Raw genomic sequence first — 22,874 nt, forward strand, 5'->3', positions numbered from 1 at the left:
ATTGGTTAATGACAAATGACAAATGACAAATGACAAAGAAATATAAAAGCGATATGTAAAATGCGAATTATTTTTACCATTGCCCATTTTTTCAAACCTAGCGGTGAGGGTCGTCATGCTTCCCAACGCAAAGACCCGCAACCCCGCTTGCAGGCGTTAACTAATAGCCTTACCGCCTTACACCAATTATTTGGTAAATCTCAAAGTATTATTAACATTGCTCAACGAATAGCTTTTCCTGCTAACCAGCCGCAATCGCATGAACTAGATATTGTTATTTGTACAACCCAAGATAATCATATTTTAAACCAGCTTCCCTTACCATCCCATTTATATAAGCATCATTCTACTAATATAGAACCTCTGCTTTTGGGTTTTGAGTGCCAAGCTGTTCTGCAAAGTTGTCTCGGTCAATATGATTATTACTGCTTCTTAGAAGATGACTTAATTATCCACGATCCCTGGTTTTTTATAAAATTAAATTGGTTTACTCAACAAGCAGGTGATTTAAATTTGCTCCAGCCAAATCGTTATGAAATCTCCCCTTACGGTTTGGTTCATAAAGCTTACATTGATGGAGATTTGGCTTTGCGAGTAACTGCTCCTTTTCAAAATGTGCAGGAGCAACCAGAACTCAAGGGTACAATTATGAATGCACCAATTACCTTTTGTCGTGCCCTCAATCCTCATGCAGGCTGCTATTTTTTGAATGCAAATCAGATGGCTCACTGGGCTAATCAAACTTATTTCCTTGACCGGGATATTAGTTTTGTTGGGCCTCTAGAAAGTGCTGCCACCTTGGGAATTATGAAGACATTTCGGATTTACAAAACCTCACCGGAGCAAGCAAGCTTTTTGGATATTCAACACTTTGGAACTGGATTTCTAGGGTTAATTGGAGGACAGGTAAGTTTAGCAAAGAGGTAAATCAAATTTAAGAGTTTGGTTTTTGTGAGCAAAATTAATGCGACAACAGACGGCTTTGATTTTTTAGGCTGGAACTTTAGGGTTCAGAGCAACGGAAGGAAATCCCTAATTGCGACGTAAATCTGACAGTTCTATTGAGCGATCGCGTTTTTTAGTTTTAGCTTGATAACGATACCGCCACATCACAAAGCCAGTGATAAATAAAATTAAAGGTGCAACCCCGACAAATACATAAAGGATACGGGATGGAAGCCCCCAAAAGGTACCATAGTGGAGAGGAACGAAGGAGTTGAGGACGCGATCGCCCAATGATAACTTCAAACCATTATCAACACGCAAAACCTTACCACTGTATTGATCGAGATAAACATTACTATTCCCATACTCTATATTTTCCTGGGGCAGTTTCATACGAATTTGTAAAGCATTTTCTGGTCGTTCGGGGAAGTAAATGCTTTTGATAACAGCATTTGGCAAAGCAGCATTAGCAATTTTGAGTTGTTGCGTTAGTTTTAAAGTCGATTGACCAGGAATTGGTTTGGATACTGGTTCGGATAGTTTCGAGGTGAATGTAACAGCGTAAATAATCGGCTCAGTCAAATCGTAGAAGTTCCAGCAAAAGCCAGTAAAGCCAGTAAACAATAAAAAAACCACAGTGATAATGCCAGCCACTTTGTGAATGTCAAAGTTCGCACGTTTAGGATGAGCATCAAACTTGATTTTGAAGCCTGCAATCAATCTGCGCCAACCAGGCCAAAGAACCAAACCTGTGATACTAAGAATACACATTAGCAAGGCAGTAATACCAACGATAATAATTCCGGTTTGACCTGCCATCAAGGTATAGTGCAAATTAAGCATTATCCCAATCAGGGTTTGATCCCATAGACGTTGACCCATAATTTTCCCTGTATAAGGGTTGACAAAAACCTCTGTTCTTTGACCATCAGTTGATGCCAATTGTCCTATATAGGGAGTATCTGAGGTATCTGGCAAATAAATCCGAAAAAGCTTCAAGTCAGTTCGTGCAGCATACCTAGCCTGAATTGTATCGATCGCGGACTCTGGGGATAACTGCTCTTTTTGGGGCGTAATGTGTCCATATTGTTGAGCGATGGCAAAATGGTCAAAATCTTGCTCGAACACCAACAAGCTACCTGTCAAGCCAACGATAACTAGTACCAGTCCTACTGTTAAACCAAGATAGCGGTGCAAAGTAAATGCTAAATCGCGTATTTTTTTAGAGTTCATGGTAGAAGCTGTGTGATAGTAAACAGGACTTAATCAGTTCAAAAATTGCAGGAATCAAAACTGTACAGAAAACGTTCCCAGGACTGTTAAAGGCGCACCAGGAAGCAGATAATAGCCTTGAGAATCGTAATAGCGAGTATCAAAAAGATTCTTAAAGTTCAGCCCAACCCTCCAGTTATCGCGTTTGTAGAAAATCGTGGCATCTGCACGTACATAGGAAGGTATTTTGAACGTGTTGGGGAGTGTGGCTTCGCGATCGCCAGTATAAAATAATCCTCCACCAAATCCTAATCCTCTCATACCACCGTCTTGAATTTCATAAGTCGTCCAGAGACTACCTCCAGCACCGGGAGCATTTACAAGTGTGTCACCTACAGGATTATATTGGTCACCTACACTTACAAATGCGTCGTTGACAAAGTAGGATGCAATCAGATTCCAGCCTGGTAGAATCTGTCCAGAAAGGTCAAATTCTAAACCGCGACTTTTCACCTCTCCTATAGGGATGTAATAGTCAGAGTTACCTGGAGTGGGATCGGTTGTAGCAACATTTTCTTTGGTGATATCATAGGCGGCAAAGGTCGCAGATAGCCTGTCTTTAATCAGTTCGGCTTTGACTCCTACTTCATATTGAGTGCCGCGCTCCGGTGGTAGTTGAGTTCCATCTACTGTCCGCGAGTCGCTGGGATTAAACGAGCGGCTGTAGCTGGCGTAAATTGAAATTGGTTTAATCGGCTGATAAACAATGCCAACGCGAGGTGAAAAGGCTTCATTATACAACCGATCGACAGTGGCATCATCAATTGGATCTCTACCCAAAGAATCCAGCAGTTGCGCGCGATTTTTGCGGTGAATAAAGTCATACCTGCCGCCTACTAATAGCTTCAAATTTGGCAGCAATGTTACTTGATCTTGCAGATAAACGGCGATGGTATTGCGATCGAAACGATCGCGTTCTGCTGCTTCATCAAACTCTGGTGGCTGGGAAGCGCCATACACAGGATTGAATAAATCAATACTGGGAGTCAGTGAAACAGAACTTCGCAGATAATCGTAGCCACGGATGTTTTTATTCCACTCCAACCCCACAAGAACTTGATGTTGGATGGAACCCGTGCTGAAATTAGTGATTAAATCGTTTTGCAGAGAATAGTTTTGGTAATAAGCAGGACCAGCGGCAAACCTTCGCAGCACGGTAAGACCATCTACGATGCTATTTGGGCGAAACGCTGATTCTTCAGAATTATTAACCGTAACGGAAAAGCCACTGCGGAACTGGATGTTTTTACTAAAGCGATGATTGACGTTAAGAAATACAGAGTTTGTCTCTTTGGAGAAATAATCGTCTGGCTCCCCTAAGAAACGATTGATCGGAGCATTAAAAATATTTGGATCGGGCGGAAGACCATCATAATAGGTGCGATCGACTTTCAGGTATTCATACTCCAGTGTCAATGTTGTCGCATCACCAATTTTGTAGGTTAATGCTGGTGCGATCGCAAATGTTTCCTGATGATTAAAATCAATAAAACTACCAAAGTTCTCGTATGCAGCATTCAGGCGGTACAGCAACGTTCTGTCTGAGTTCAGCGGCCCAGAAATATCAATGGAGGGACGATAAGTGCTAAAATTCCCAGCTGTAAATTCAGCAGAGTAGTAAGGCTCACTGAGCGGTTGTTTGGTAATATAATTCACCACACCTCCCGGCTCAAACTGTCCGTATAGCACTGAAGCTGGCCCCTTGAGAACTTCAATCCGCTCAATGTTTGTCGGATTCACAAGGTCGTCTTGAACAGCAAAACCGTTTCTCAAGTTGTTATAAGTTGTGAATCCCCGAATGTTGTAATTATCTGTAGACCCAGCATAGCCCCCTTGCTGAGTTACGCCACTAACATTACGTGTTGCATCACCAATCCGCGTAATTTGCTGATCCTTGATGACTTGTTGAGGAATGACTTGAATTGACTGAGGTATATCGCGCGTAGGAGTATCAGTTCTAGTCGCAGTTGAGGCATCAGGTACGTTATATCCATCCTGTTCGCCCGTCACTACTAGTTCAATCGGTTCATCACCTTCTGCTGATGGTGTTGGCTGTGTCTGAGTTTCTGGCTGACTTGCAGGACTTGGTTGCGTTTGAGGTTGCTGCTGCGATAGCGCAGGAGTTGCAGCATTAGCCACAGAAAATATTAGACCCTCGTCTGGACTGTCAAACAACTCGACAACTGGTACACTCGCTTTGCCCATCACTGTTACTCGAATAGTATTGGCATCAAAGTTGGTAACAGTTATTTCAGTAACACCCGCAATTGGTTTATCCGAGCGGAATGTAAAAGCCTCACCACTAGGTAAACGCAGCTGTGCATTGGGAATATCAGCAATGAAGTTATTACCAGCACTGCGATTTGCGATCTGCAACTGTTCGCCTTTAGATGTCTGTAAAATCACCTCTACACCCTTGTTAGTAGAATTTGCCTTAACTCCCGTCACCTGCACAACTTCTGTTTGTGGCGTTTGGTTTTGTTGTTCTATCTGAGCCAGCCATTCTTTCACTGTTCTTGCAGAGCCGTCTAGCTCTTGTCCACCATGAATTTGAGTTACTTCCTTTGCCTGAGTTGGTTGTATAACGACAGCAATAATCAAACAGCAAATGAACCAAGATTGCGACAGCTTCATAACTCCACACACTCAACCGTATTTCTAAAAACCGAGCCGATTATTTGAGAATTATTATTATCTAACTCTATTTAGGAGAATACGGAAATTTAGGCGATCGCATATATCTGAAACTGGATTTTTTTTCTCGCAATCGGGATTCACCTTTTGCTATCAGCCTTTGCAGCGACGATAATCTCTAGGGGTTACGCCAAATTGTCGCTTAAACAGGTAGCCAAAATGACTTATGCTTTCATATCCCACTTGAGAAGCAATTTCTGCAATGGTTAAATTAGTGCCGAGTAGTAACTGTTGTGCTTGCTCTAGCCGTAAGGATTGCACATACCCACACACCGTAGTGCCAAAAATTTCTCGAAATCCCCGTTTCAGCTTAAAGTCATTGAGTCCGATTTGTCTGGCTAGATTTAGTAGAGAAGGTGGATGCTGGAGCTTTTGATTGAGAATCGCTTTAGCATGATGTAAACGTTCAATTTCATCGGGACGAAAATATAGCGATCGCTCCAATAAAAGATTATTTTCTCTCCACTGAGCAATTTGAAGCGTCAGTAGTTCCAAAACTTTTGCTTCTAAATACATTTGTCTGAGTGTTTCTCGGAACGGACACTGCAATATTTGCTTCAGCACCAATCGCATCGCCGGCGTGATGGCTCCTAATGGCTGATGAAAACGCTCTTTTGTCGGATTTTCGATCAACTGCTGGAGCAGAGTTGGTAATTCCTTGAAGCTACCCTCAAAACTAAAAAGTAAATCAGGATACCAATAAATACTGATACACTGCTTGCGTTGGTTCGCCGTAAAATGCTCAAACTCCCGAATCTCAGGCAAATAAAATAAGTAGTTATAGCCTGCAACTTCTTCATAATCGTCCCTAACTCCAGGCACATTTGGCGTAGTGGTTCTCATTCCACCAGACAGAAAAAATTTAGATGTCAAAAAAGACGAATCATCGTGTTCGCCCTCAAGAACTACTGCTTCCGAATAATCGCTTTCTTGAATTACTAGCTCAAGGCGATCGCGCAGCATAGTCCAGTGACTACTCACTTGACCAAACCAGGTAGAAAATTTTACTTTTCCCTGATAGTGATTAAGCTGTACATCGTCACATAATTGATTAAAGTCTGTCTCGGTTAAACGAATAGTCATGATAATACTCTCAACAAGCAATTGAGAATAGTATCTATTAAGAGGCAAAGCGATAGCAACTGAAAATATTATCTAAAAAGAGTATAAGTAGGTCAGCACAATTAAAGCTAATTGGCTAGGGCTGTTCGGCTGTTCTTTGTCATTAGTCCTACTGAAATTCAGATCAAATCTGCTGTCATTACTAAATCTATAATTCTGCAACGGCCAGTTGACCTGGAAAATGTCAAAATTAAATGAGTTTTGCGTAGGCGAGTTTGGGTTGATGCAGCCTCTTGTAGATGAAGAAAAGCAAATTGTCACCACACCGCCACTTTACTAGCGTGGATTTGAGATAACTAAGTTGAAATTTATGGGCAAGCAACGTGTTCTTTCTGGAGTTCAACCAACCGGCAATTACCATCTAGGTAACTATTTGGGAGCCATTCGCAACTGGGTAGAAGGTCAGAGCGAATACGAAAATTACCTTTTTGTGGCTGATTTACACGCGATTACAGTGCCACACGACCCAAAACAGTTGGCAGCTGATACCTACACTCTTGCTGCTCTTTATCTAGCTTGTGGTCTTGATTTAAATCACTCCACCATTTTTGTTCAATCCCACGTTTCGGCCCACAGTGAACTCACTTGGTTGCTCAACTGCATTACGCCTCTAAACTGGCTGCAAGATATGATCCAGTTTAAGGAAAAGGCTGTTAAACAAGGAGAAAATGTGAGTGCAGGCTTATTGGATTACCCTGTGCTGATGGCATCTGATATTTTGCTTTACCAAGCCGATAAAGTGCCAGTGGGTGAAGACCAAAAGCAACACTTGGAATTGACACGGGATATTGCAGCTCGGTTAAATCACCAATTTGGTAAACCAGAACAACCAGTTTTGAAGTTACCAGACCCTTTGATTCGCAAAGAAGGGGCAAGGGTGATGAGTTTAGCGGACGGTACACGCAAAATGTCGAAGTCCGATCCTTCAGAGTTAAGCCGAATCAGTTTGCTAGATTCACCAGAGCAGATTCAATACAAAATTAAGCGTTGTAAAACCGATCCGATTCGGGGGCTGACTTTTGACGATCCAGCGCGTCCAGAGTGTAATAATTTGTTAACGCTCTATACATTGCTTTCAGGAAAGAAAAAGGAAGATGTGGCAGTTGAGTGTCAAGATATGGGCTGGGGACAATTCAAGCCATTGTTGACAGACACAATTATTGAGTCTCTGAAACCAATTCAAGAAAAATATCACTCGATAACGGCGGACAAAAGCTATTTGGAATCTGTGTTGCGGGATGGAGGGGAAAAAGCTAGAGCGATCGCCAATCAAACTTTATCACAAGTCAAAACGGCTTTAGGCTATTCTCTTCCTCTATAAGTTTTCACCTTTAGGTGTGATTTGTTATACCATTTAAGAAATTGAAAAGCTTAATGTTATGCATCACACCCACAGCCCCACAGGTTTAAATGACTTTCGCAGAGCTGTACAAGCAGGTAAATTTCTAGTTACTGCCGAGGTAGCACCGCCGAAGGGGGGAGATCCAGCGCACATGATTCAAATGGCGGCGACTCTTAAGGGGAGAGTTCATGCCGTCAATGTTACTGATGGTAGCCGCGCCGTGTTAAGGATGTCTTCGTTAATGGCATCGGTGATTTTATCACAGAATGGCATAGAGCCGATTTGTCAAATTGCTTGCCGCGATCGCAATCGTATCGGTTTACAAGCTGATTTGATGGGCGCTCATGCTTTAGGCATAAATAACATTTTAGCTTTGACTGGCGACCCAGTAAAAGCAGGCGATCATGCAGATGCCAAAGCAGTGTTTGACTTGGAAGCTGTGCGATTGCTGCAACTGATTCGGAAGATGAATCAAGGCGTTGATTGTAATGAAAAACCCTTGACTGATGGAGCCTTAGATTTATTTGTTGGTGCAGCAGTAGACCCGCAATGTAAAAGTTGGTCGGGTTTACAAAGTCGATTTGAACGCAAAATCGAAGCCGGAGCGCAGTTTTTTCAAAGTCAATTGATTACCGATTTTGATCTGCTAGAAAAGTTTATGGATACGATTGCTGCTGGTTATAAAAAACCAATTTTGGCAGGAATATTTCTGTTGAAATCAGCCAAAAATGCCCAGTTTATTAATAGATGTGTTCCGGGTGTAAATATTCCCCAACATATTATTGATAGATTGGCAAAAGCCAAAGACCCTTTTGAGGAAGGCATAAAAATTGCCGCCGAGCAAGTGCAGATAGCGCGGCAATTATGTCAAGGAGTTCACATGATGGCGGTGAAGCGTGAAGATGCGATCGCGCCAATTTTAGATTTGGCTGGGATTGCTCCAGTGAATCAATTGGTATCTATGTAAATTAGACAATGAATCTTTTATTAAAGCAGATGGTTATTTCTATCTGCTTTTTTTGTGTTGAAACAGACGCGGTTACACTATTTTTGGTAGACTTTTAATATTCAATGTTCCCTTGACTAAATTTAGGTGCAAACTGACAAAATATTTTATAGCTTATTTCAAGCTTTTCCTAGCATATTTTTTGCCATAATTGGCGACACAACTGCCAATATCAACGCATATCAATTTGTTTCAGTCGAGCTAAAAGAAACTGCTTTCAGGATTGATGGGGTATTCATCCCCACAAGTGAAACTACAAACCAACCACTTTACTTCGTTGAAGTTCAGTTTCAATTAGACGCAAATTTTTATAGACGCTTCTTTGCCGAAATCTTCCTTTACTTGCGTCAAAACGAATCAGTCAATTTTTGGCGTGCAGTTGTCATCTATCCGCAACGAAGTTTAGATCCAAACGATCGGCTACCGTATCAGCTGCTGCTAGACAGTTCACAAGTGCAACGAATTTATCTAGATGAATTAGATACGAGGGAGAACTCACTTCAAGTTGCGATCGTTAAATTAATTATTGAAAGAGAAGAGACAGCCCTTGACAAAGGTAGAGAATTGATTTTACAAGCAAGGCAACAACTGGCAGATGAATCTACCAGCAAGCAAATTGTAGAATTGATAGAGACTATTCTGTTATACAAATTTACCCAGTTAAGCCGAGAGGAGTTAGCAGAAATGTTGGGTATAGACGACGAATTCAAAAAAACACGGATGTATCAATCAATCAAGGAAGACGGCTTAGAAGAAGGTCGCCAGGAAGGTCGCCAGGAAGCTAAGTTAGAAGCTATTCCCCGATTGTTGGCATTGGGATTGAGTGTAGAACAAGTGGCGGTGGCTCTCGATTTAACGGTGGCGCAAGTAGAGCAAGCAGCCCAGAATTAGTTTATCTTATACTGGGCAGTGCTTGCCTCTAATTTAATCAGCAAGTGTAACGGTCAATAGCCTGTTTTAAACATCGCCTCTTTTTGTTTTAGCTAAACCAGAAGCGATGTCTACGACGGGTTTACACCTACGAACTCAAAACCTGGGTTACATCTTACCGTGTTCCAGCACTTGTTGTAGATGTTGGCGAATCTCTTGTGCGTGTTCAATATCAGATTGCCGCAATTTTTGGAACAACTCTACACAAGGTTGAGAACCTACTTGTTCTGCATCTTTGATGTAGGTATCGTAAGCTTTAACAGCTTCAGCCTTGTTGTGCAAAACGGTGACAAAATCATACTCCAAGTCGCTAATCGCTGTTTGAGACTGTCCGTTACCTGTATTTGTAGTCATAGCTTGAACCTCTTTTAGAATTTCTAATTAACGTTATATTCACCCTTAAAGAGCGATTCATCTTCCAAAAAGAGTATATTTCAATACGTCGGAAGTAACTTGCAAAAATAATTTCCTGATACAGCCTCATACAAAGGAGTGGGGAGTGGGAAAATACTTTTACCCACTCCCCGGTACAGACGTGATTAATCGCATCTCTCCCACTCCCCATTTTCATAACAATTTATCCAAGGGGTTGATTCTCATCACATTGACGTGAATACTGTAATTCCAAGTCGTTTTGTCGTTCTCTACCTCCCCTATACACAACCGGACAAAACTTAGTGTTAGCGCTCATACAATCCATGTGTGGTGTCTTAGCGCACACCACGAGTAGTCCACCCAAAACAAATAACAAACCACAAATTGCAAGCGTATTAACCCAAGAAATTTCCAGCGCTCCGTGAACGACTACCTCACGCAGTAAAGATACTATTGTTACCTCAACTGCCACTCCTACAGAGATACTATGTTCTTGCAAATAGACCATTAATAGTCGAAATAACTCGACTAAAATCAACACAAATAGTATTTTTGCAGTCACATGTTTATAGTCTAGTGGCTGCATGAGGGCGATCGCTATCCCCCACAATTGGATTAGCATGACGGCGAACAAACCCAAACACAAAACAATCACAATTAAGTCTTGAAAGGCTTCCATGTTGCGAACAATTGATTGCCGATCGAGCCAGCGATCGCTAAATAAAAATCGACTCTTCAGGCGCTTTTGCATGTACATTTTTCCAATCGGGACTAGTTCAGACAACACCAGCGAGTCAACCCAATAGTTTTATCTTATGCAATATTAAGTTTTTCTGCCTCAGCGAGGTTGGTAATTGAAATTTTGTGCTTGTTGTAACAATTGCTCGGCATTTTTCGCCCACTGGGGATTTTTTTGAGCATTGTATAAATCTCTAGCAAATTGTAATACTTGTACTGCATCGCCATATTGCTGTAACTGGATAAAAACTAACCCAGCACCATAATAAGCGTTGGGATAGTTAGAGTTAGCTTCAGCTGATTTTCTAAAAGCCTCTAATGCCTCTTGTAATTTACTTTGTTGAAAAAAAATCGATCCGAGATTGTAGTAAGCTTCTGGATACTTGGGATTAATTTTTAATGCTTGATAAAATGCACTTCTAGCTTGGTCGAGTTTACCTTGCTGGAGATAACACATCCCTATATGGTAAGGAGGTTCTGGTGCATTTTTGCTATATTCTATGGCTTTTTTAAAAGATGCGATCGCTTTCTCGCAATCTCGTTGCTGTTCTCGTACTAACCCCAAGTTATAGTGGGCAAATCCGAGTTTGGGATCGAGTTTTAAAGCGTGTTGCAAGTAATCGTTAGCTAACTTGAAATTATTCCCTTCTAACAACGCTCCGCCTAAATTAGCAAAAGCTGGAGCAAATTTCGGATCGGCTTGCGTCGCTCGATAAAATGCATCCGCAGAGGGTTGTAATTGTCCCGTTTGTCGGAATGCTAACCCTAAATTATAGTGCGCTGGTGCCAATGCTGGATCTAATTTAGCTGCTTGTTTAAAGGCGGCGATCGCATCTTGTACCTTTCCCGCCTGAATTGCTTGTAAGCCTTGGTTTAACCAGTCTACGGCAGTTTTAGGATTAGATTGTGCCAACTTGAAGGCGACAGGAGGAGATAGAGCAAGAGAGGGCAAGGAAATACTCATAACCAGCATCAAACTTACTAACCCTGCTATGCGATATTTAAAGAATGATAATCTCATTGATTTTCTGACTCACAACACTTTCAGTTAAATTTACTTCATAAAAAGTTTTTTACAAAAGTTTTTGATTTGGGATAAAAATTTGTGATATTTAACTTTTCTTAAGCTAAATCTTACGACAGGCTACAATTTTTTTAACTTTCGATTAAAGGGAGGATAATAACGAATTAAAGAAGGGGTAATTTTGACTCCAGAGAACCATTTTGTTCAAATAGAATTCAGGAGTCAGGAGCCAGAATTCAGCTGGGAATTCTGTACGACTGGCAAAGAAATAAATCGGTTTAAGACCCTCGCGGACTTGCTACTGTCAAGATTTATGAATCCTGAATTCAGAATAGCTGGATTCTTCTTTAACCCTTGATATATACAGAATCATGCGGTTATAAAAAAACCGCAAGGGGGGTTTTATGAACGAAAAAGTAAAATCGGGTTCGCGGAACGTTGCAATTGTTGGGCCTTATTTAAGTGGAAAAACCACTTTACTAGAAAGCTTGTTATTTGTCACAGGGGCAATTTCCCGCAAAGGCAGTGTTAAGGACAGCAATACAGTAGGAGATAGTGCAGCCGAGTCGCGCGATCGCCACATGAGTGTAGAAGTCAGCGCCGCTAGCACTGAGTATAACGGCATTCGCTTCACTTTTATTGACTGTCCGGGAAGTGTAGAATTTGCCCAAGAAACGTACAATGCTTTAATGGGAGTTGATGCGGCAATTGTAGTTTGCGAACCCATCCGCGAACGAGTCCTTACCCTCGCCCCTTTATTTAAATTCCTGGACGATTGGGAAATTCCCCACCTCGTCTTCGTCAACAAAATGGATCGGGCAAATATTCATGTCCTAGAAACGTTGCACGCCCTAAAAGCAGTATCTAGCCGTCCCCTGGTAGCACATCAATTTCCAATCATGAATGGGGAAGAACTCACCGGCTTTATTGATATGGTGAGCGAACAGGCATATCAATATCATCCCGGCGCACCTGCCGATCCCATTCCCTTCCCTGAAAGTTTAAAAGAAGAAGAACATACAGCACGGGCAGAAATGCTCGAAGCCTTAGCAAATTTTGACGACCATTTACTCGAAGAACTTTTAGAAGATATCGAACCTCCTCAAGAGGAAATCCTCAAAGATTTAAAAATGGAATTAGGGGCAGATTTAGTAGTGCCCGTTTTCTTTGGTGTAGCAGAACAAGATTATGGTGTTAGACCTCTATTAGAAGCCTTGTTACGGGAAGCCCCCGAACCAGAAACTACAGCAGAACGTCGTTTAAAAAACATCAAAGGTGATGCAGCTTTAGCGCAGGTATTAAAAACTTATTACACTCCCCAAGGTGGCAAACTTTCTCTGGTGCGTGTTTGGCGCGGCAAATTAACTGATGGCATCGTCCTCAATGGCATTCGCACTGGTGGAATTTACCGCCTCATGGGACAGCAACAGCAGTCAGTTAACCAAGTTAGTGCTGGTGAAATTGTTGCATTGAGCCGTTTAGAAGGAATCAAAACAGGCGATACAATCTCCACAGAACAGCAGTCGGCAATCAAATTACCCAAAGCTGTAGAGTTGGAACCAGTGTATGCTCTGGCTATTACACCAGAAAAGCGCAACGATGAAGTTAAACTCAGCAGTGCCATCACCAAGTTATTAGAAGAAGACTGCTCACTTGCTTGGGAACAACATGGCGATACCCACGAAGTTATCTTGTGGGGACAAGGCGAGATTCATTTACAAGTCGCCCTAGATAGACTGCGCCGCAAATATAACTTGCCAATGACAACCCACTTACCGCAAGTGCCTTACAAAGAAACCATCCGTAAAACGGTGGCTTCAGTTCATGGACGCTACAAGCACCAAAGCGGTGGTCACGGACAGTTTGGTGACGTTTTTCTCGACATCAAACCCCTACCACGCGGTACAGGTTTTAACTTTAATGAAACTATTGTCGGTGGCGTAGTTCCTAAACAGTACATCCCCGGCGTAGAAATGGGCGTGCGAGAATTTTTGACACACGGGCCTTTGGGCTTCCCGCTAGTAGATTTGGCGGTAACTTTGACTAATGGTTCATACCACAACGTTGATAGTTCCGAACAAGCCTTTAAGCAAGCTGCGCGATTGGCAATGCAAACGGGAATACCCCAAGCGGAACCTACCCTATTAGAACCAATTCTGCGAGTGGATGTTACCACACCGAGCGAATTTACCTCCAAAGTGCTGCAACTGTTGAGTGGTAGACGGGGGCAAATTTTAGGCTATGAGGGGAGAAACGATTGGCAAGGCTGGGATAATGTCTCTGCATACTTACCACAAGCAGAGATGCAGAATTTTATTGTAGAGCTGCGATCGCTCACTCTTGGCGTTGGTTCCTTCCACTGGGAATATGACCATCTCCAAGAAGTACCCGAAAAGCTTGCCGAACGTGTCATTCACAGCAATGGCAATGGTGTTAACGGCAACGGCAAGTAATACCAATTTGAAAAAATAATGCGACAAATAGACCATTTGTAGAGACGCGATTCATCCCGTCTTTACCCAAAGATGTGTTGCAATCATTAATTGAATTGGTATAATTTTTGATTTTGAATTAATTGTAAAGTAGCGTATGCCCGCCGCAGGCATCGCTTCAAAGCTAAGATTCCTGATTTCTGAGAAAAGTCGGGAATCTTTTTCAATCTATAAAAGAATTCATAAACCTCTAACTTGTGTGAAATGATATGAATTTCATAAAAGCATTTGGGAATTATGTGATTAAGCATATTCGTCTTAACTACACAGAAAAAACTCATGGGCTTTATAGTCTCTCTTGTAACTAGCCTAATTGCAATTCTCGTCTATCTCAATACAGATAAAATATCTAGTGAAAGGTCACGTTTAGCAATACGCACAATTATGATATTAATTGGCAGTATTGCAGTACTGAATTCTTTTTCTAGGCTTTTGGCGATCGTCCCACCTGGTAATGTCGGTGTCGTCAATTTCTTTGGTGACGTTTCCGAAACTACTCTTAATCCTGGTGTCCACTTGCTTAACCCCTTTAGCAAGGTGCTGAATTTTTCTACTCGCCTTAAGGATATAAAGGAAAATGTAGATGCAACATCCCAAGAAGGTTTGAGCCTAAATCTTGATGTCAGTCTTCAGTACAAGCTCGATCCACAAAAGGCAGCTACAGTATATAAAACAATTGGAACTGATGAAACACAACTGGTGATTTCCAGATTCCGCTCTACTGTCCGCGCCATCACGGCAAACTACCCAGCCAATGCTATTTACTCTACCAAACGCCAAGAAATCGCCCAAAAAATTGACCAACAACTTACCCAAGAGCTACCAGCTTTGGGTTTCATCGTTGAGGAAGCTCTTTTACGAAACATCAAAATGCCTGATACTCTACAAGCTGCAATTCAAAACAAACTGAAGACAGAGCAAGAAAATCAGCAGATGAAATTTGTTTTAGAGAAAGAGCGTCAAGAGGCAGAACGAAAGCTGATTGAAGCGCGAGGTATAGCTGATTCCCAAAAAATTATCTCAGGTGGACTTAGCAACCAAGTGCTGCAATTACGAGCGATTGAAGCTACAGAAAAGCTAGCTCAATCCAATAATTCTAAGCTGGTAATTATTGGTTCTGAAAAAGGCAGTGTACCTATTATGATCCAGCCAGAAACAGGAACCTCAAAGCCCTAAAATTTTTTTCTCAGGTTAATGGCTTGGCAAATAATCTTTGCTTCACTTACACCCGCTTGTTAGGCGATCGCTTCTCGCAGATATTCTTGACGTGGTTCAATATAAATCTGCTTACGAATTTTGCTCGACACAATTTAAATGTTACATGATGTACAATTTAAATTGTGTATTAATTTATAGTAATATTGCGATTGCTAACTCAGCGTTGCGAGACATCGCTTAAAAAATATATACGCTTCAACAAATGAGCACTGGGATTCTTAATAGTATTTCCATAGGCAGCAGAGGACTCTACGATAAGAAGCTTATCGTCACAAGTAAAAAATTCTTTAAATTGCCTATGGAGACTTTCAACATCTTCATCTTCTGACATACTAATCCACCATACATTTTTCAAAACTTTCTCAGCACCAGCATCAGCCCTGATTAACTCTTGTTCAATTTGCTTATAATCTTCACTACGGTTTTCTGTGTCTATCAAATCATAGAGAATAAAAAACTGTTTATTTTTCATAAGAACACTCATAAATACCAAAATAGAGATTGATGTTACTATTCATATTTAAAAAAATCATGCTAGTAAACAGTACAAATACTGGCATTTAGCATAAATGCATTATATTATGCATTGTTTTGTAATAGTATTGCGAGCACAGATTTATCTTACGCAAAGCTGAGGGAGTGGGGTTTTATGGATTTTCTTATTAGCGACTGTGGTCGCAAAGACGTAAAGAAGAGTGCAAGATGTATATTATAGTTTGGGTAAACTATAATATACATCTTGCGATGGAAATTTCCATATACTTATTATGTTTGTGTTTTACAACGACAAGAATAAAAAACTTGAAATAATAGAGATTAAATCAGGAATTAGAGCCTTAGATATAGCAATCAATATTTTTAATTGGCCAAATTATTTTTTGATAAACTTATTTAATAACTTAGTAGATAAAATAAATTCACCAGGTAATCTTTCACAAGATGATAGTGAAAATATCAGAAAAATCATTGAGGAAGGTCGTAAACAAAAAGTTTCAGAAATGGAGATCGAAATGAGTCGTGATGTTGCTACAGGAGTGAGTATAAACGGTCTAGAAGGTGTTGACGTAACAATTGGGTGTAAAGGTAATACTAAATATGTGATGAAGGTAAAATACAAATACGATTAGGTGAAGAACAATGGTAACACTTCAATTACAACAATTAAGTGTTCCGCCAGGACATAGAGTAATACTCCAGGATATTAGCTGGCAAGAATTTGAGGCGATTTTAGCAGAACTTGGCGACCATCGAGCTACTCGATTAGCTTACAGCCAGGGAACTTTGGAGATGAGAATGCCATTACCAAAGCATGAGAAAGCCAAAATCATCATTGGAGATTTGGTAAAAATTCTTTTGGAAGAGTTAGAAATTGACTGTGAAACATTTGGCTCAACCACTTTCAAGCGTGAAGATATGGCTTTTAGTGTAGAGCCTGATGACTCTTTCTACATTCAAAATCATGCTCAAATGATTGGTAAAGAGCGAATAGACTTGAGGGTTGACCCGCCACCTGACTTAGCAATTGAAGTTGATGTTACTTCTAAAACTCAACTAGATGCTTACGAAGCATTGCGATTTCCTGAACTGTGGCGATATGAAAATGGCAAGCTACAAATTAATATTCTTCAGGATGGCAAATACATTGAGTCTGAAATTAGTTCTATTTTTCCCAACTTGCCCACTGTTGAAGAAATTCCCCGGTTTGTCGAACAAAGCCGAACTTTAGGTAGAAGCCCAACGCTTAGGGCATTTCGTCAATGGGTAAGAAAGCAAATCAACCCAACTTAATCTAACCCTTGCTTTTTTAACAACAAATTAGCGTTGTAATACTTAATACTATTTTTATCTGCAATATAAGATTATACGATAAAAAAAGGAGCCTAAGTTAGGCTCCTTAATTAAAAAACTGGTAATAGAATTGTGACTACTTAACAGTCACCTTACCGCCAGCTTCTTCGATGCGCTTCTTAGCATCTTCAGCGGCATCCTTAGCAACACCTTCTTTAACTGCCTTGGGCGCAGCTTCCACCAAGTCTTTAGCTTCTTTCAGACCCAAACCGGTCAATTCGCGGACAATCTTCAGTACGGCAATCTTCTTATCAGCTGGGACTGATTCGAGAATGACTTCAAACTCAGTTTGCTCAACAGCTTCTTCAGCAGGAGCAGCAGCAGCACCAGGGCCTGCAAACGCTACGCCAACAGGTGCAGCAGCACTTACACCAAAAGCTTCTTCAATTTGCTTGACTAATTCAGAAGCTTCCAGCAAAGAAAGAGTTTTTAGTTGTTCTAAAATGTTATCGGTTGCAGCAGACATTGATATAACTCCTGTAATTTTGATTATTTATTTGTCATGGGTCATTGGTCTTTGACTATAGAAGACTTTTGACTTTCGACTGATGAACCACGAAGTCTATTCAGCAGCAGTTTCAGTGCTACTATCACCTTCAGCAGTGCTTTCGGTGCCGCTATCTTGGACAGCAGCAGTTTCGGTACTACCACCACTTTGCTCTTGGTCAGCCACAGCCTGCAAAGCACGAGCCAGCGAACCAGGAACTTCGTTGATACCCACAGCAATCTTGGTAGCCAAAGCGTTGATAGCCCCAGCAATTTGGGCGATGAGTTGTTCCTTAGATGGCAAGTCTCCTAGTACCTTGACATCAGGTTCTTTGAGTAGGCGACCTTCCAGTACACCACCGCGAAGTTCTGTCTTCTTGGTGACTTTTTGGAATTCTTGGTACGCCTTAATTGCGGATGAAAAATCATCTTTTACCAGCAAAAAGGCGGAAGAACCATTGAGCAATTCCGATAAAGGCTGCCATTTTTCATCGTCTTTGATAGCAATGCCCATTAAAGTGTTTTTCGTCACCTTACAAACAGTGCCACTGGGACGTAACCGCCGCCGTAAGTCTGTGATTTCCGAAACTGTTAGCCCCTGATAGTCAATTACCAGTGCCAGAGTTGACTCACTCAAAGTTTCTTTGAGGTCAGCAACTATTTCTTTTTTATCTTCTACTGTTCTACCCATTCCAATCTCACCTCCTTAAAACAATCGGGGAAGTGCCCTAGTTGTGTGTTTTTTCTCAACCTGAATCCAAACAACAAACCCCGGCTAACTTAGCCGGGGTTGAGTAGTAAGACTCGTGATGCCATAGTTATCACACCTTTATGGGTGGTAATTCTGACAATTAGAGTTTTAACCTCGGCAGGATATTTAAGCTGTTAGCACCTGCTGTCTCCGGCTTTGCTTATTTAATTTTGTCATTTGTCCTTTGTCATTTGTCCTTTGCCTTTACAAACGACTAATGACTAAAAATTAACTTGCTTGGCTCAGTTTCAAATCTCTTAGGGCACTGATATCAACTTTAATTGATGGCCCCATTGTGGCTGACACATAAAATGTGCGCCAATAACGGCCTTTAGCTCCTGAAGGACGGTTACGGTCAATTGTCTCCTGCAATGCCTTCAGGTTGACTAACAAATCTTCAGGCGAGAAGGTTGTCTTACCAAACATAACATGGACAATACCAGTTCGATCGGCCCGGAATTCTAATTTACCTGCTTTGAATTCTGCGATCGCACTTCCGATATCAAATGTTACGGTTCCACCCTTGGGCGATGGCATCAAACCACGCGGCCCAAGCAACTTACCCAGCTTTGCCACCTGTGGCATCACATCGGGCGTGGCAATCAGCTTGTCAAAATCCATTCTACCTTTCTGGATTTCGTCAATCAGTTCTTCCGATCCAACTATATCAGCACCAGCGTTGCTTGCTTCGTTGACCTTTTCTCCTCTGGCTATCACCGCCACGCGGACGATTTGTCCTGTACCTTTAGGCAGTGCTACCGTTGTCCGCAACTGTTGGTCTGTATACTTGGGGTCAATTCCCAACCGGATATGCGCTTCAGCAGCTTCGGTAAATTTAGCTGTTGCTGTGTCTTTAAGAAGGGCTAAAGCCTCTAGGGGTTGATAATCTTTTTCTTCTACTTTTGCTTGCAGACCCTGCAAACGACGCGATATTTTTGGCATTTGTTCTCCTGGGGTAATTCCGAAGCCTCGCCTCTCCCCCGATAATTTTTAGTTATTTGTCCTTTGTCATTTGTCCTTTGTCATTTGTGATTTGTTGATTTTTTCTAATGACTAATGACCAATGACCAATGACTAATCCGTAACTGTTACACCCATATTTTTAGCCGTTCCTGCTACAATCTTCATTGCCGCGTCGATATCGTTGGCATTGAGGTCGGGGAGTTTGGTTTGGGCTATCTCTTGCAATTGTGCTTTGGTTATTGACCCAACTTTCTTTTTGTTGGGTTCATTTGAGCCTTTTTCAACTTTCGCCGCCTTCCGAATCAGTACTGATGCGGGTGGCGTTTTGAGTACGAATGTAAAACTCCGGTCTTCAAAAACCGAAATTTCTACAGGTATCACCATTCCAGCTTGGTCTGCTGTTTTGGCGTTGTACTCTTTACAAAACATCATGATGTTGACACCATGTTGACCCAAGGCGGGACCAACTGGCGGTGCTGGGTTGGCTTTTCCAGCATTCAGGGCCAGTTTAATGACCGCCACTACTTTCTTCGCCATTTGTATTTAACTCTGTTTCTCTACCTGATTAAATTCCAATTCTACTGGTGTATCCCTGCCGAAAATTGAGAGCAAGGCTTTAAGTTTACTCCGTTCTGGAGAGACTTCAATCACCTCGCCTTCAAAATCTTTAAATGGACCAGAAAGCACCATTATCTTATCACCAGTAGCCATGTCAATTTTGACAACAGCTTCTTGTTCGCTGGTTTGTTTGAATATACGTTCAACTTCTGAAGAACTCAGTGGTATGGGGTTGACATGACCGCGACCCTTGCTGCTACCACGTTTTTGTTCTGAACCGACAAAGTTAATTACATGAGAGGTGTTGCGTACCACCTGCCAAGTATCATCATCCATCATCATCCGCACCAGCACATAGCCAGGGAAAACTTTTTCTTCTGTATGCTGGCGACTGCCATCTTTGCGGATTTTCACCGCTGGCGTCTGCGGAATTTCTACTTGGATAATTTTGTCAGCGACATCAAAAGTTTGAATGCGTTGCTCTAAGTTAGTCTTTACACGCTTCTCACAGCCTGAAGCTACTTGTACTGCATACCAGCGTGCTTCTTTTGACGCTGCTTCTGCTGCTTCTGCTTCTGCTGTTTCTTCTGACTGCAACATTGAGTTGCGTGGTTCATCTGTTGCAAAACTCATTAGAACACCTGTTTTGCTGCCCAAGCAAACAATCCATCGACCAAGTATATCAAAGATGCGGAGAGTGCCACCATTAACAACACAGCGGCGGATTCGCTCACTATCTGTTTCCGACTGGGCCAAACTACTTTTTCAAGCTCTTCTTTGGTTCCCTGTATGAAGTTGCCAAAGCTAAACCCATTTGCGGTTTCTGGCAATTCTGCTTCACTTTTTTTGGCCACGACCGTTTATCCCCCGTTTCTTATACTAGATCCTGTTTAATTGTCATCTAGGTTTTGCAGTTTCGACTCTATTTCACTTACTGTCAGTAAAACAACTGCAAATACAATAAGTTTACCCGAAATTATTAGCGCTAACTGCTATATTAGCAGTTGCGTAATTATTTCGGGCTTTGTTTTTTTGCTCTTGAGCGCGCCCTGGAGGACTTGAACCCCCGACATCAGGTTTTGGAGACCTGCGTTCTACCAACTGAACTAAGAGCGCACAAGCTGTTTTTTATTCAGTGATTGCGCTGAACTAAATTTCAGTTTAACGCAATATGCGATTTATATCATACCTTAATTTTGCCCTTAAAACAAGTCAGCGGCAGATGCCGCTTGCAGCTTGAGATTTCTCCCATTCTTTTTCTTTTGCAGTCCGAATCACAAAGGGCGGTCAAACCGTTGCTTGATTCGGGTTGCCTTACCTACGCGATCGCGGAGATAATACAGTTTAGCACGGCGGACTTTACCGCGACGTAACACCTTAATGCTGTCAATCCGGGGAGAATGCAACAGAAATACCCGCTCAACGCCCACGCCTTGAAAAACCTTACGAACTGTAATAGTTTCGTTGATGCCGCCGTTGCGCTTGGCAATCACAACTCCCTCATAGGGTTGCACGCGGTATTTTTCGCCTTCCTTGATTTTCACTCCCACTTTTACAGTGTCGCCCACATAAATGTCGGGCACATTCGATTTTATCTGTTCCGCTTCAATGGAGCGGATAATCTCTTGAGCGTTCATAGTCTTTCTGTCTGCTTAAAAAAACTCACGATCATCAATGATAAATCGATAATCCTATTTCAGTCTACTTGTTAGGATTGATAATTGTACTGATACAACAGCTTAAAGATCGAAGCTATATTGCAGAATGCCGTACTACAAAGGAAAAATTTATGAAATTTAGTATCGTCATCAGTACCTATAATCGCTTGAATTTGCTGAAAAGAGCAATTGATTCGGCTCGTAACCAAACAATTGAGTGCGAGGTAGTTGTTGCTGACGATTGTTCTGATGATGACACCCAAACCTATCTCAAAAGCTTAGGGGATAAGGTTGTTTACCATCGTAACGAAGTGAACCTTGGTCATGCAGCAACGGTAAATGCTGGAGTTGCCAAAGCTAGCGGCGACTGGATTAAGTTTTTAGATGATGATGACTATTTAGCGCCCAACTGCATAGAAGAGATGGCAAAGGCGATCGCACTTCGTCTTGATGCTGTAATCTGCTCTTGTGTGGCGGCTCAGGTGGATGGCAATCAAGTTGAACTCTCTCGCACCCCCCAAGTTGGCCCCGGTTTAGCTTTTTATATCCCCCAAGCCGATATTCACTATGGGATGCTTTTAGAGCTTGTACCTTTTGGCACACCTGTACAAGTAGCTTGTCGACGTGATGCTTTCCTACAAAGTGGCGGTTGGGACTCCACACTCGATGCTAACTGTGATGACATCGATTCCTGGATTCGGATTGCTCAGTTTGGCGATGCTATTTTCTTCAATCAGTGTCTTGCTTACCGCACTATTTGGCCGGGTGCGTATAATCAGAAGTTTTCTTTGTCTCGGCGGTTGGCGACAAATATTTTAATGAAGGAAAAAATTTACGCCTTGGTAAATGAGCAACATCGCTCAAAGATTCCTGTCTTTCAGGATATAAAAAATTACCTAAGACTCCATTGGATTTTAGTTGCACTGAAGCAAAAAAATCTCAAGAGTTTTCTTTCCATGATAGATCCATCTATACTTTCTCCTCGGTCTTGGAAGTTTTTGCTAACTGCTATTTCATCACGCCGCTCTCAGGGAAACAATTCTCAGGTTCGTAAACTTGTATTGATTGAGTTGTACTATGATGTCTGGCAAAATGCCCAGAATAAAAGCGCCAGTCTTCAAAATTTAGAATTAGATTCTGTGCCACTGGTGGACTTGCCCATGAGCGCCCAGTCGAACTCTCAGTACTAGATGAGGACGTTACTACCAATTAACAGATCGGTAGCTGTGAAATTCTTCAAAGTTGCCAATGTGGTAGTGTAATCACTCTTACCGTAATTATAATTAACTTGTGTAGAAGTACCCGATTGGGCAAATAGTAGGTAGCCATCACTTACGGGATTGCTGCCAGTTTTTTATTCTCTGTTTTGACTGCTGTGTGAAATGGAATTTATATAATCTGCTGTGGTGTACTAGAGTTCGATACCAGAGTATTAAGAAATAGAAAATAAGG

Annotated in this window: 23 protein-coding genes, 1 tRNA gene and 1 other annotated feature; of the genes, 9 read left to right on the forward strand and 15 right to left on the reverse strand. The window is 41.7% G+C overall.

What is annotated here, in order from left to right:
* Positions 1–60: 60 nt before the first annotated feature.
* On the forward strand, positions 61–927 hold the full coding sequence (locus RMZ42_RS08815; RefSeq protein WP_322671059.1) for a calcium-binding protein: 867 nt from the start codon (positions 61–63) through the stop codon (positions 925–927).
* Between the two features lie 105 nt (positions 928–1,032).
* Here RMZ42_RS08815 and RMZ42_RS08820 read toward each other — a convergent pair whose 3' ends face one another.
* The 3 genes from RMZ42_RS08820 to RMZ42_RS08830 form a co-directional block, all read right to left on the reverse strand.
* The gene (locus RMZ42_RS08820) at positions 1,033–2,178 is read right to left on the reverse strand and encodes a PepSY-associated TM helix domain-containing protein (protein ID WP_322671060.1); all 1,146 of its coding nucleotides are present in this window, start codon (positions 2,176–2,178) and stop codon (positions 1,033–1,035) included.
* A 54-nt stretch (positions 2,179–2,232) separates the two neighbouring features.
* Positions 2,233–4,851: a TonB-dependent siderophore receptor gene (locus RMZ42_RS08825; RefSeq protein ID WP_322671061.1), complete on the reverse strand. Its 2,619-nt coding sequence runs from the start codon at positions 4,849–4,851 to the stop codon at positions 2,233–2,235.
* A gap of 153 nt (positions 4,852–5,004) precedes the next feature.
* Positions 5,005–5,994: an AraC family transcriptional regulator gene (locus RMZ42_RS08830; RefSeq protein ID WP_322671062.1), complete on the reverse strand. Its 990-nt coding sequence runs from the start codon at positions 5,992–5,994 to the stop codon at positions 5,005–5,007.
* Between the two features lie 349 nt (positions 5,995–6,343).
* Between RMZ42_RS08830 and trpS the strand changes: the two genes are divergently transcribed.
* The 3 genes from trpS to RMZ42_RS08845 all read left to right on the forward strand — a co-directional run bounded on the left by trpS (position 6,344) and on the right by RMZ42_RS08845 (position 9,272).
* Positions 6,344–7,354, forward strand: coding sequence for a tryptophan--tRNA ligase (gene trpS / locus RMZ42_RS08835; RefSeq protein WP_322671063.1), 1,011 nt, complete (start codon positions 6,344–6,346; stop codon positions 7,352–7,354).
* A gap of 58 nt (positions 7,355–7,412) precedes the next feature.
* A complete protein-coding gene (locus RMZ42_RS08840) occupies positions 7,413–8,342 on the forward strand; it encodes a methylenetetrahydrofolate reductase (RefSeq protein WP_322671064.1) in 930 nt (309 codons plus the stop codon).
* Between the two features lie 126 nt (positions 8,343–8,468).
* Entirely contained in the window at positions 8,469–9,272 is an 804-nt protein-coding gene (locus RMZ42_RS08845; protein WP_322671065.1) for an Rpn family recombination-promoting nuclease/putative transposase, read from the forward strand.
* 147 nt (positions 9,273–9,419) lie between these two features.
* On the opposite strand, the gene RMZ42_RS08850 is transcribed toward RMZ42_RS08845, so the two are convergent.
* From RMZ42_RS08850 to RMZ42_RS08860, 3 genes are all read right to left on the reverse strand, one after another.
* A complete protein-coding gene (locus tag RMZ42_RS08850; RefSeq protein WP_322671066.1) occupies positions 9,420–9,665 on the reverse strand; it encodes a hypothetical protein in 246 nt (81 codons plus the stop codon).
* A gap of 223 nt (positions 9,666–9,888) precedes the next feature.
* Complete coding sequence (locus tag RMZ42_RS08855; protein ID WP_322671067.1) at positions 9,889–10,443, reverse strand: phosphate-starvation-inducible PsiE family protein; 555 nt, start codon at positions 10,441–10,443, stop codon at positions 9,889–9,891.
* Positions 10,444–10,524: 81 nt separating this feature from the next.
* A complete protein-coding gene (locus RMZ42_RS08860; protein ID WP_322671068.1) occupies positions 10,525–11,445 on the reverse strand; it encodes a tetratricopeptide repeat protein in 921 nt (306 codons plus the stop codon).
* A 407-nt stretch (positions 11,446–11,852) separates the two neighbouring features.
* Here RMZ42_RS08860 and RMZ42_RS08865 point away from each other — a divergent pair, with 407 nt between their 5' ends.
* Both RMZ42_RS08865 and RMZ42_RS08870 read left to right on the forward strand, forming a co-directional pair.
* Positions 11,853–13,901, forward strand: a complete 2,049-nt coding sequence (locus RMZ42_RS08865; protein ID WP_322671069.1) for an elongation factor G — start codon at positions 11,853–11,855, stop codon at positions 13,899–13,901.
* A 318-nt stretch (positions 13,902–14,219) separates the two neighbouring features.
* A complete protein-coding gene (locus RMZ42_RS08870; protein ID WP_322671070.1) occupies positions 14,220–15,116 on the forward strand; it encodes an SPFH domain-containing protein in 897 nt (298 codons plus the stop codon).
* A 199-nt stretch (positions 15,117–15,315) separates the two neighbouring features.
* Here the strand turns inward: RMZ42_RS08870 and RMZ42_RS08875 are convergent, their stop codons facing one another.
* Positions 15,316–15,630, reverse strand: a complete 315-nt coding sequence (locus tag RMZ42_RS08875; RefSeq protein WP_322671071.1) for a hypothetical protein — start codon at positions 15,628–15,630, stop codon at positions 15,316–15,318.
* A 295-nt stretch (positions 15,631–15,925) separates the two neighbouring features.
* On the opposite strand from RMZ42_RS08875, the gene RMZ42_RS08880 reads away from it, so the two are divergent.
* Together RMZ42_RS08880 and RMZ42_RS08885 are read left to right on the forward strand one after the other, a co-directional pair.
* Entirely contained in the window at positions 15,926–16,285 is a 360-nt protein-coding gene (locus RMZ42_RS08880) for a hypothetical protein (RefSeq protein WP_322671072.1), read from the forward strand.
* 10 nt (positions 16,286–16,295) lie between these two features.
* The gene (locus RMZ42_RS08885; protein WP_322671073.1) at positions 16,296–16,946 is read left to right on the forward strand and encodes a Uma2 family endonuclease; all 651 of its coding nucleotides are present in this window, start codon (positions 16,296–16,298) and stop codon (positions 16,944–16,946) included.
* 136 nt (positions 16,947–17,082) lie between these two features.
* Here RMZ42_RS08885 and rplL read toward each other — a convergent pair whose 3' ends face one another.
* The 8 genes from rplL to rplS form a co-directional block, all read right to left on the reverse strand.
* Positions 17,083–17,472 carry a 50S ribosomal protein L7/L12 gene (gene rplL, locus RMZ42_RS08890; RefSeq protein ID WP_292860700.1) on the reverse strand — a complete coding sequence of 130 codons (390 nt, stop codon included), beginning with the start codon at positions 17,470–17,472 and terminating at the stop codon, positions 17,083–17,085.
* Positions 17,473–17,568: 96 nt separating this feature from the next.
* Positions 17,569–18,183, reverse strand: a complete 615-nt coding sequence (gene rplJ / locus RMZ42_RS08895) for a 50S ribosomal protein L10 (protein ID WP_322671074.1) — start codon at positions 18,181–18,183, stop codon at positions 17,569–17,571.
* Positions 18,184–18,246: 63 nt separating this feature from the next.
* Positions 18,247–18,415: a sequence feature (ribosomal protein L10 leader region), on the reverse strand.
* Between the two features lie 56 nt (positions 18,416–18,471).
* Positions 18,472–19,185 (reverse strand): 50S ribosomal protein L1, encoded by a 714-nt coding sequence (gene rplA, locus RMZ42_RS08900; protein ID WP_322671075.1) that lies wholly within the window; start codon positions 19,183–19,185, stop codon positions 18,472–18,474.
* Positions 19,186–19,317: 132 nt separating this feature from the next.
* Positions 19,318–19,743 carry a 50S ribosomal protein L11 gene (gene rplK, locus RMZ42_RS08905; protein ID WP_094348918.1) on the reverse strand — a complete coding sequence of 142 codons (426 nt, stop codon included), beginning with the start codon at positions 19,741–19,743 and terminating at the stop codon, positions 19,318–19,320.
* Between the two features lie 6 nt (positions 19,744–19,749).
* Positions 19,750–20,397: a transcription termination/antitermination protein NusG gene (gene nusG / locus RMZ42_RS08910; protein WP_322671076.1), complete on the reverse strand. Its 648-nt coding sequence runs from the start codon at positions 20,395–20,397 to the stop codon at positions 19,750–19,752.
* Positions 20,397–20,618, reverse strand: coding sequence for a preprotein translocase subunit SecE (gene secE / locus RMZ42_RS08915; protein ID WP_322671077.1), 222 nt, complete (start codon positions 20,616–20,618; stop codon positions 20,397–20,399). Before secE ends, nusG begins: the two co-directional genes overlap by 1 nt.
* A gap of 189 nt (positions 20,619–20,807) precedes the next feature.
* Positions 20,808–20,880, reverse strand: a tRNA-Trp gene (locus RMZ42_RS08920).
* Between the two features lie 158 nt (positions 20,881–21,038).
* Positions 21,039–21,401 (reverse strand): 50S ribosomal protein L19, encoded by a 363-nt coding sequence (gene rplS, locus RMZ42_RS08925; protein ID WP_322671078.1) that lies wholly within the window; start codon positions 21,399–21,401, stop codon positions 21,039–21,041.
* Positions 21,402–21,553: 152 nt separating this feature from the next.
* On the opposite strand from rplS, the gene RMZ42_RS08930 reads away from it, so the two are divergent.
* The gene (locus tag RMZ42_RS08930) at positions 21,554–22,612 is read left to right on the forward strand and encodes a glycosyltransferase family 2 protein (RefSeq protein ID WP_322671079.1); all 1,059 of its coding nucleotides are present in this window, start codon (positions 21,554–21,556) and stop codon (positions 22,610–22,612) included.
* Positions 22,613–22,874 lie beyond the last annotated feature (262 nt).

Source organism: Nostoc sp. DedQUE05, assembly GCF_034530955.1.
Lineage (GTDB): Bacteria > Cyanobacteriota > Cyanobacteriia > Cyanobacteriales > Nostocaceae > Nostoc.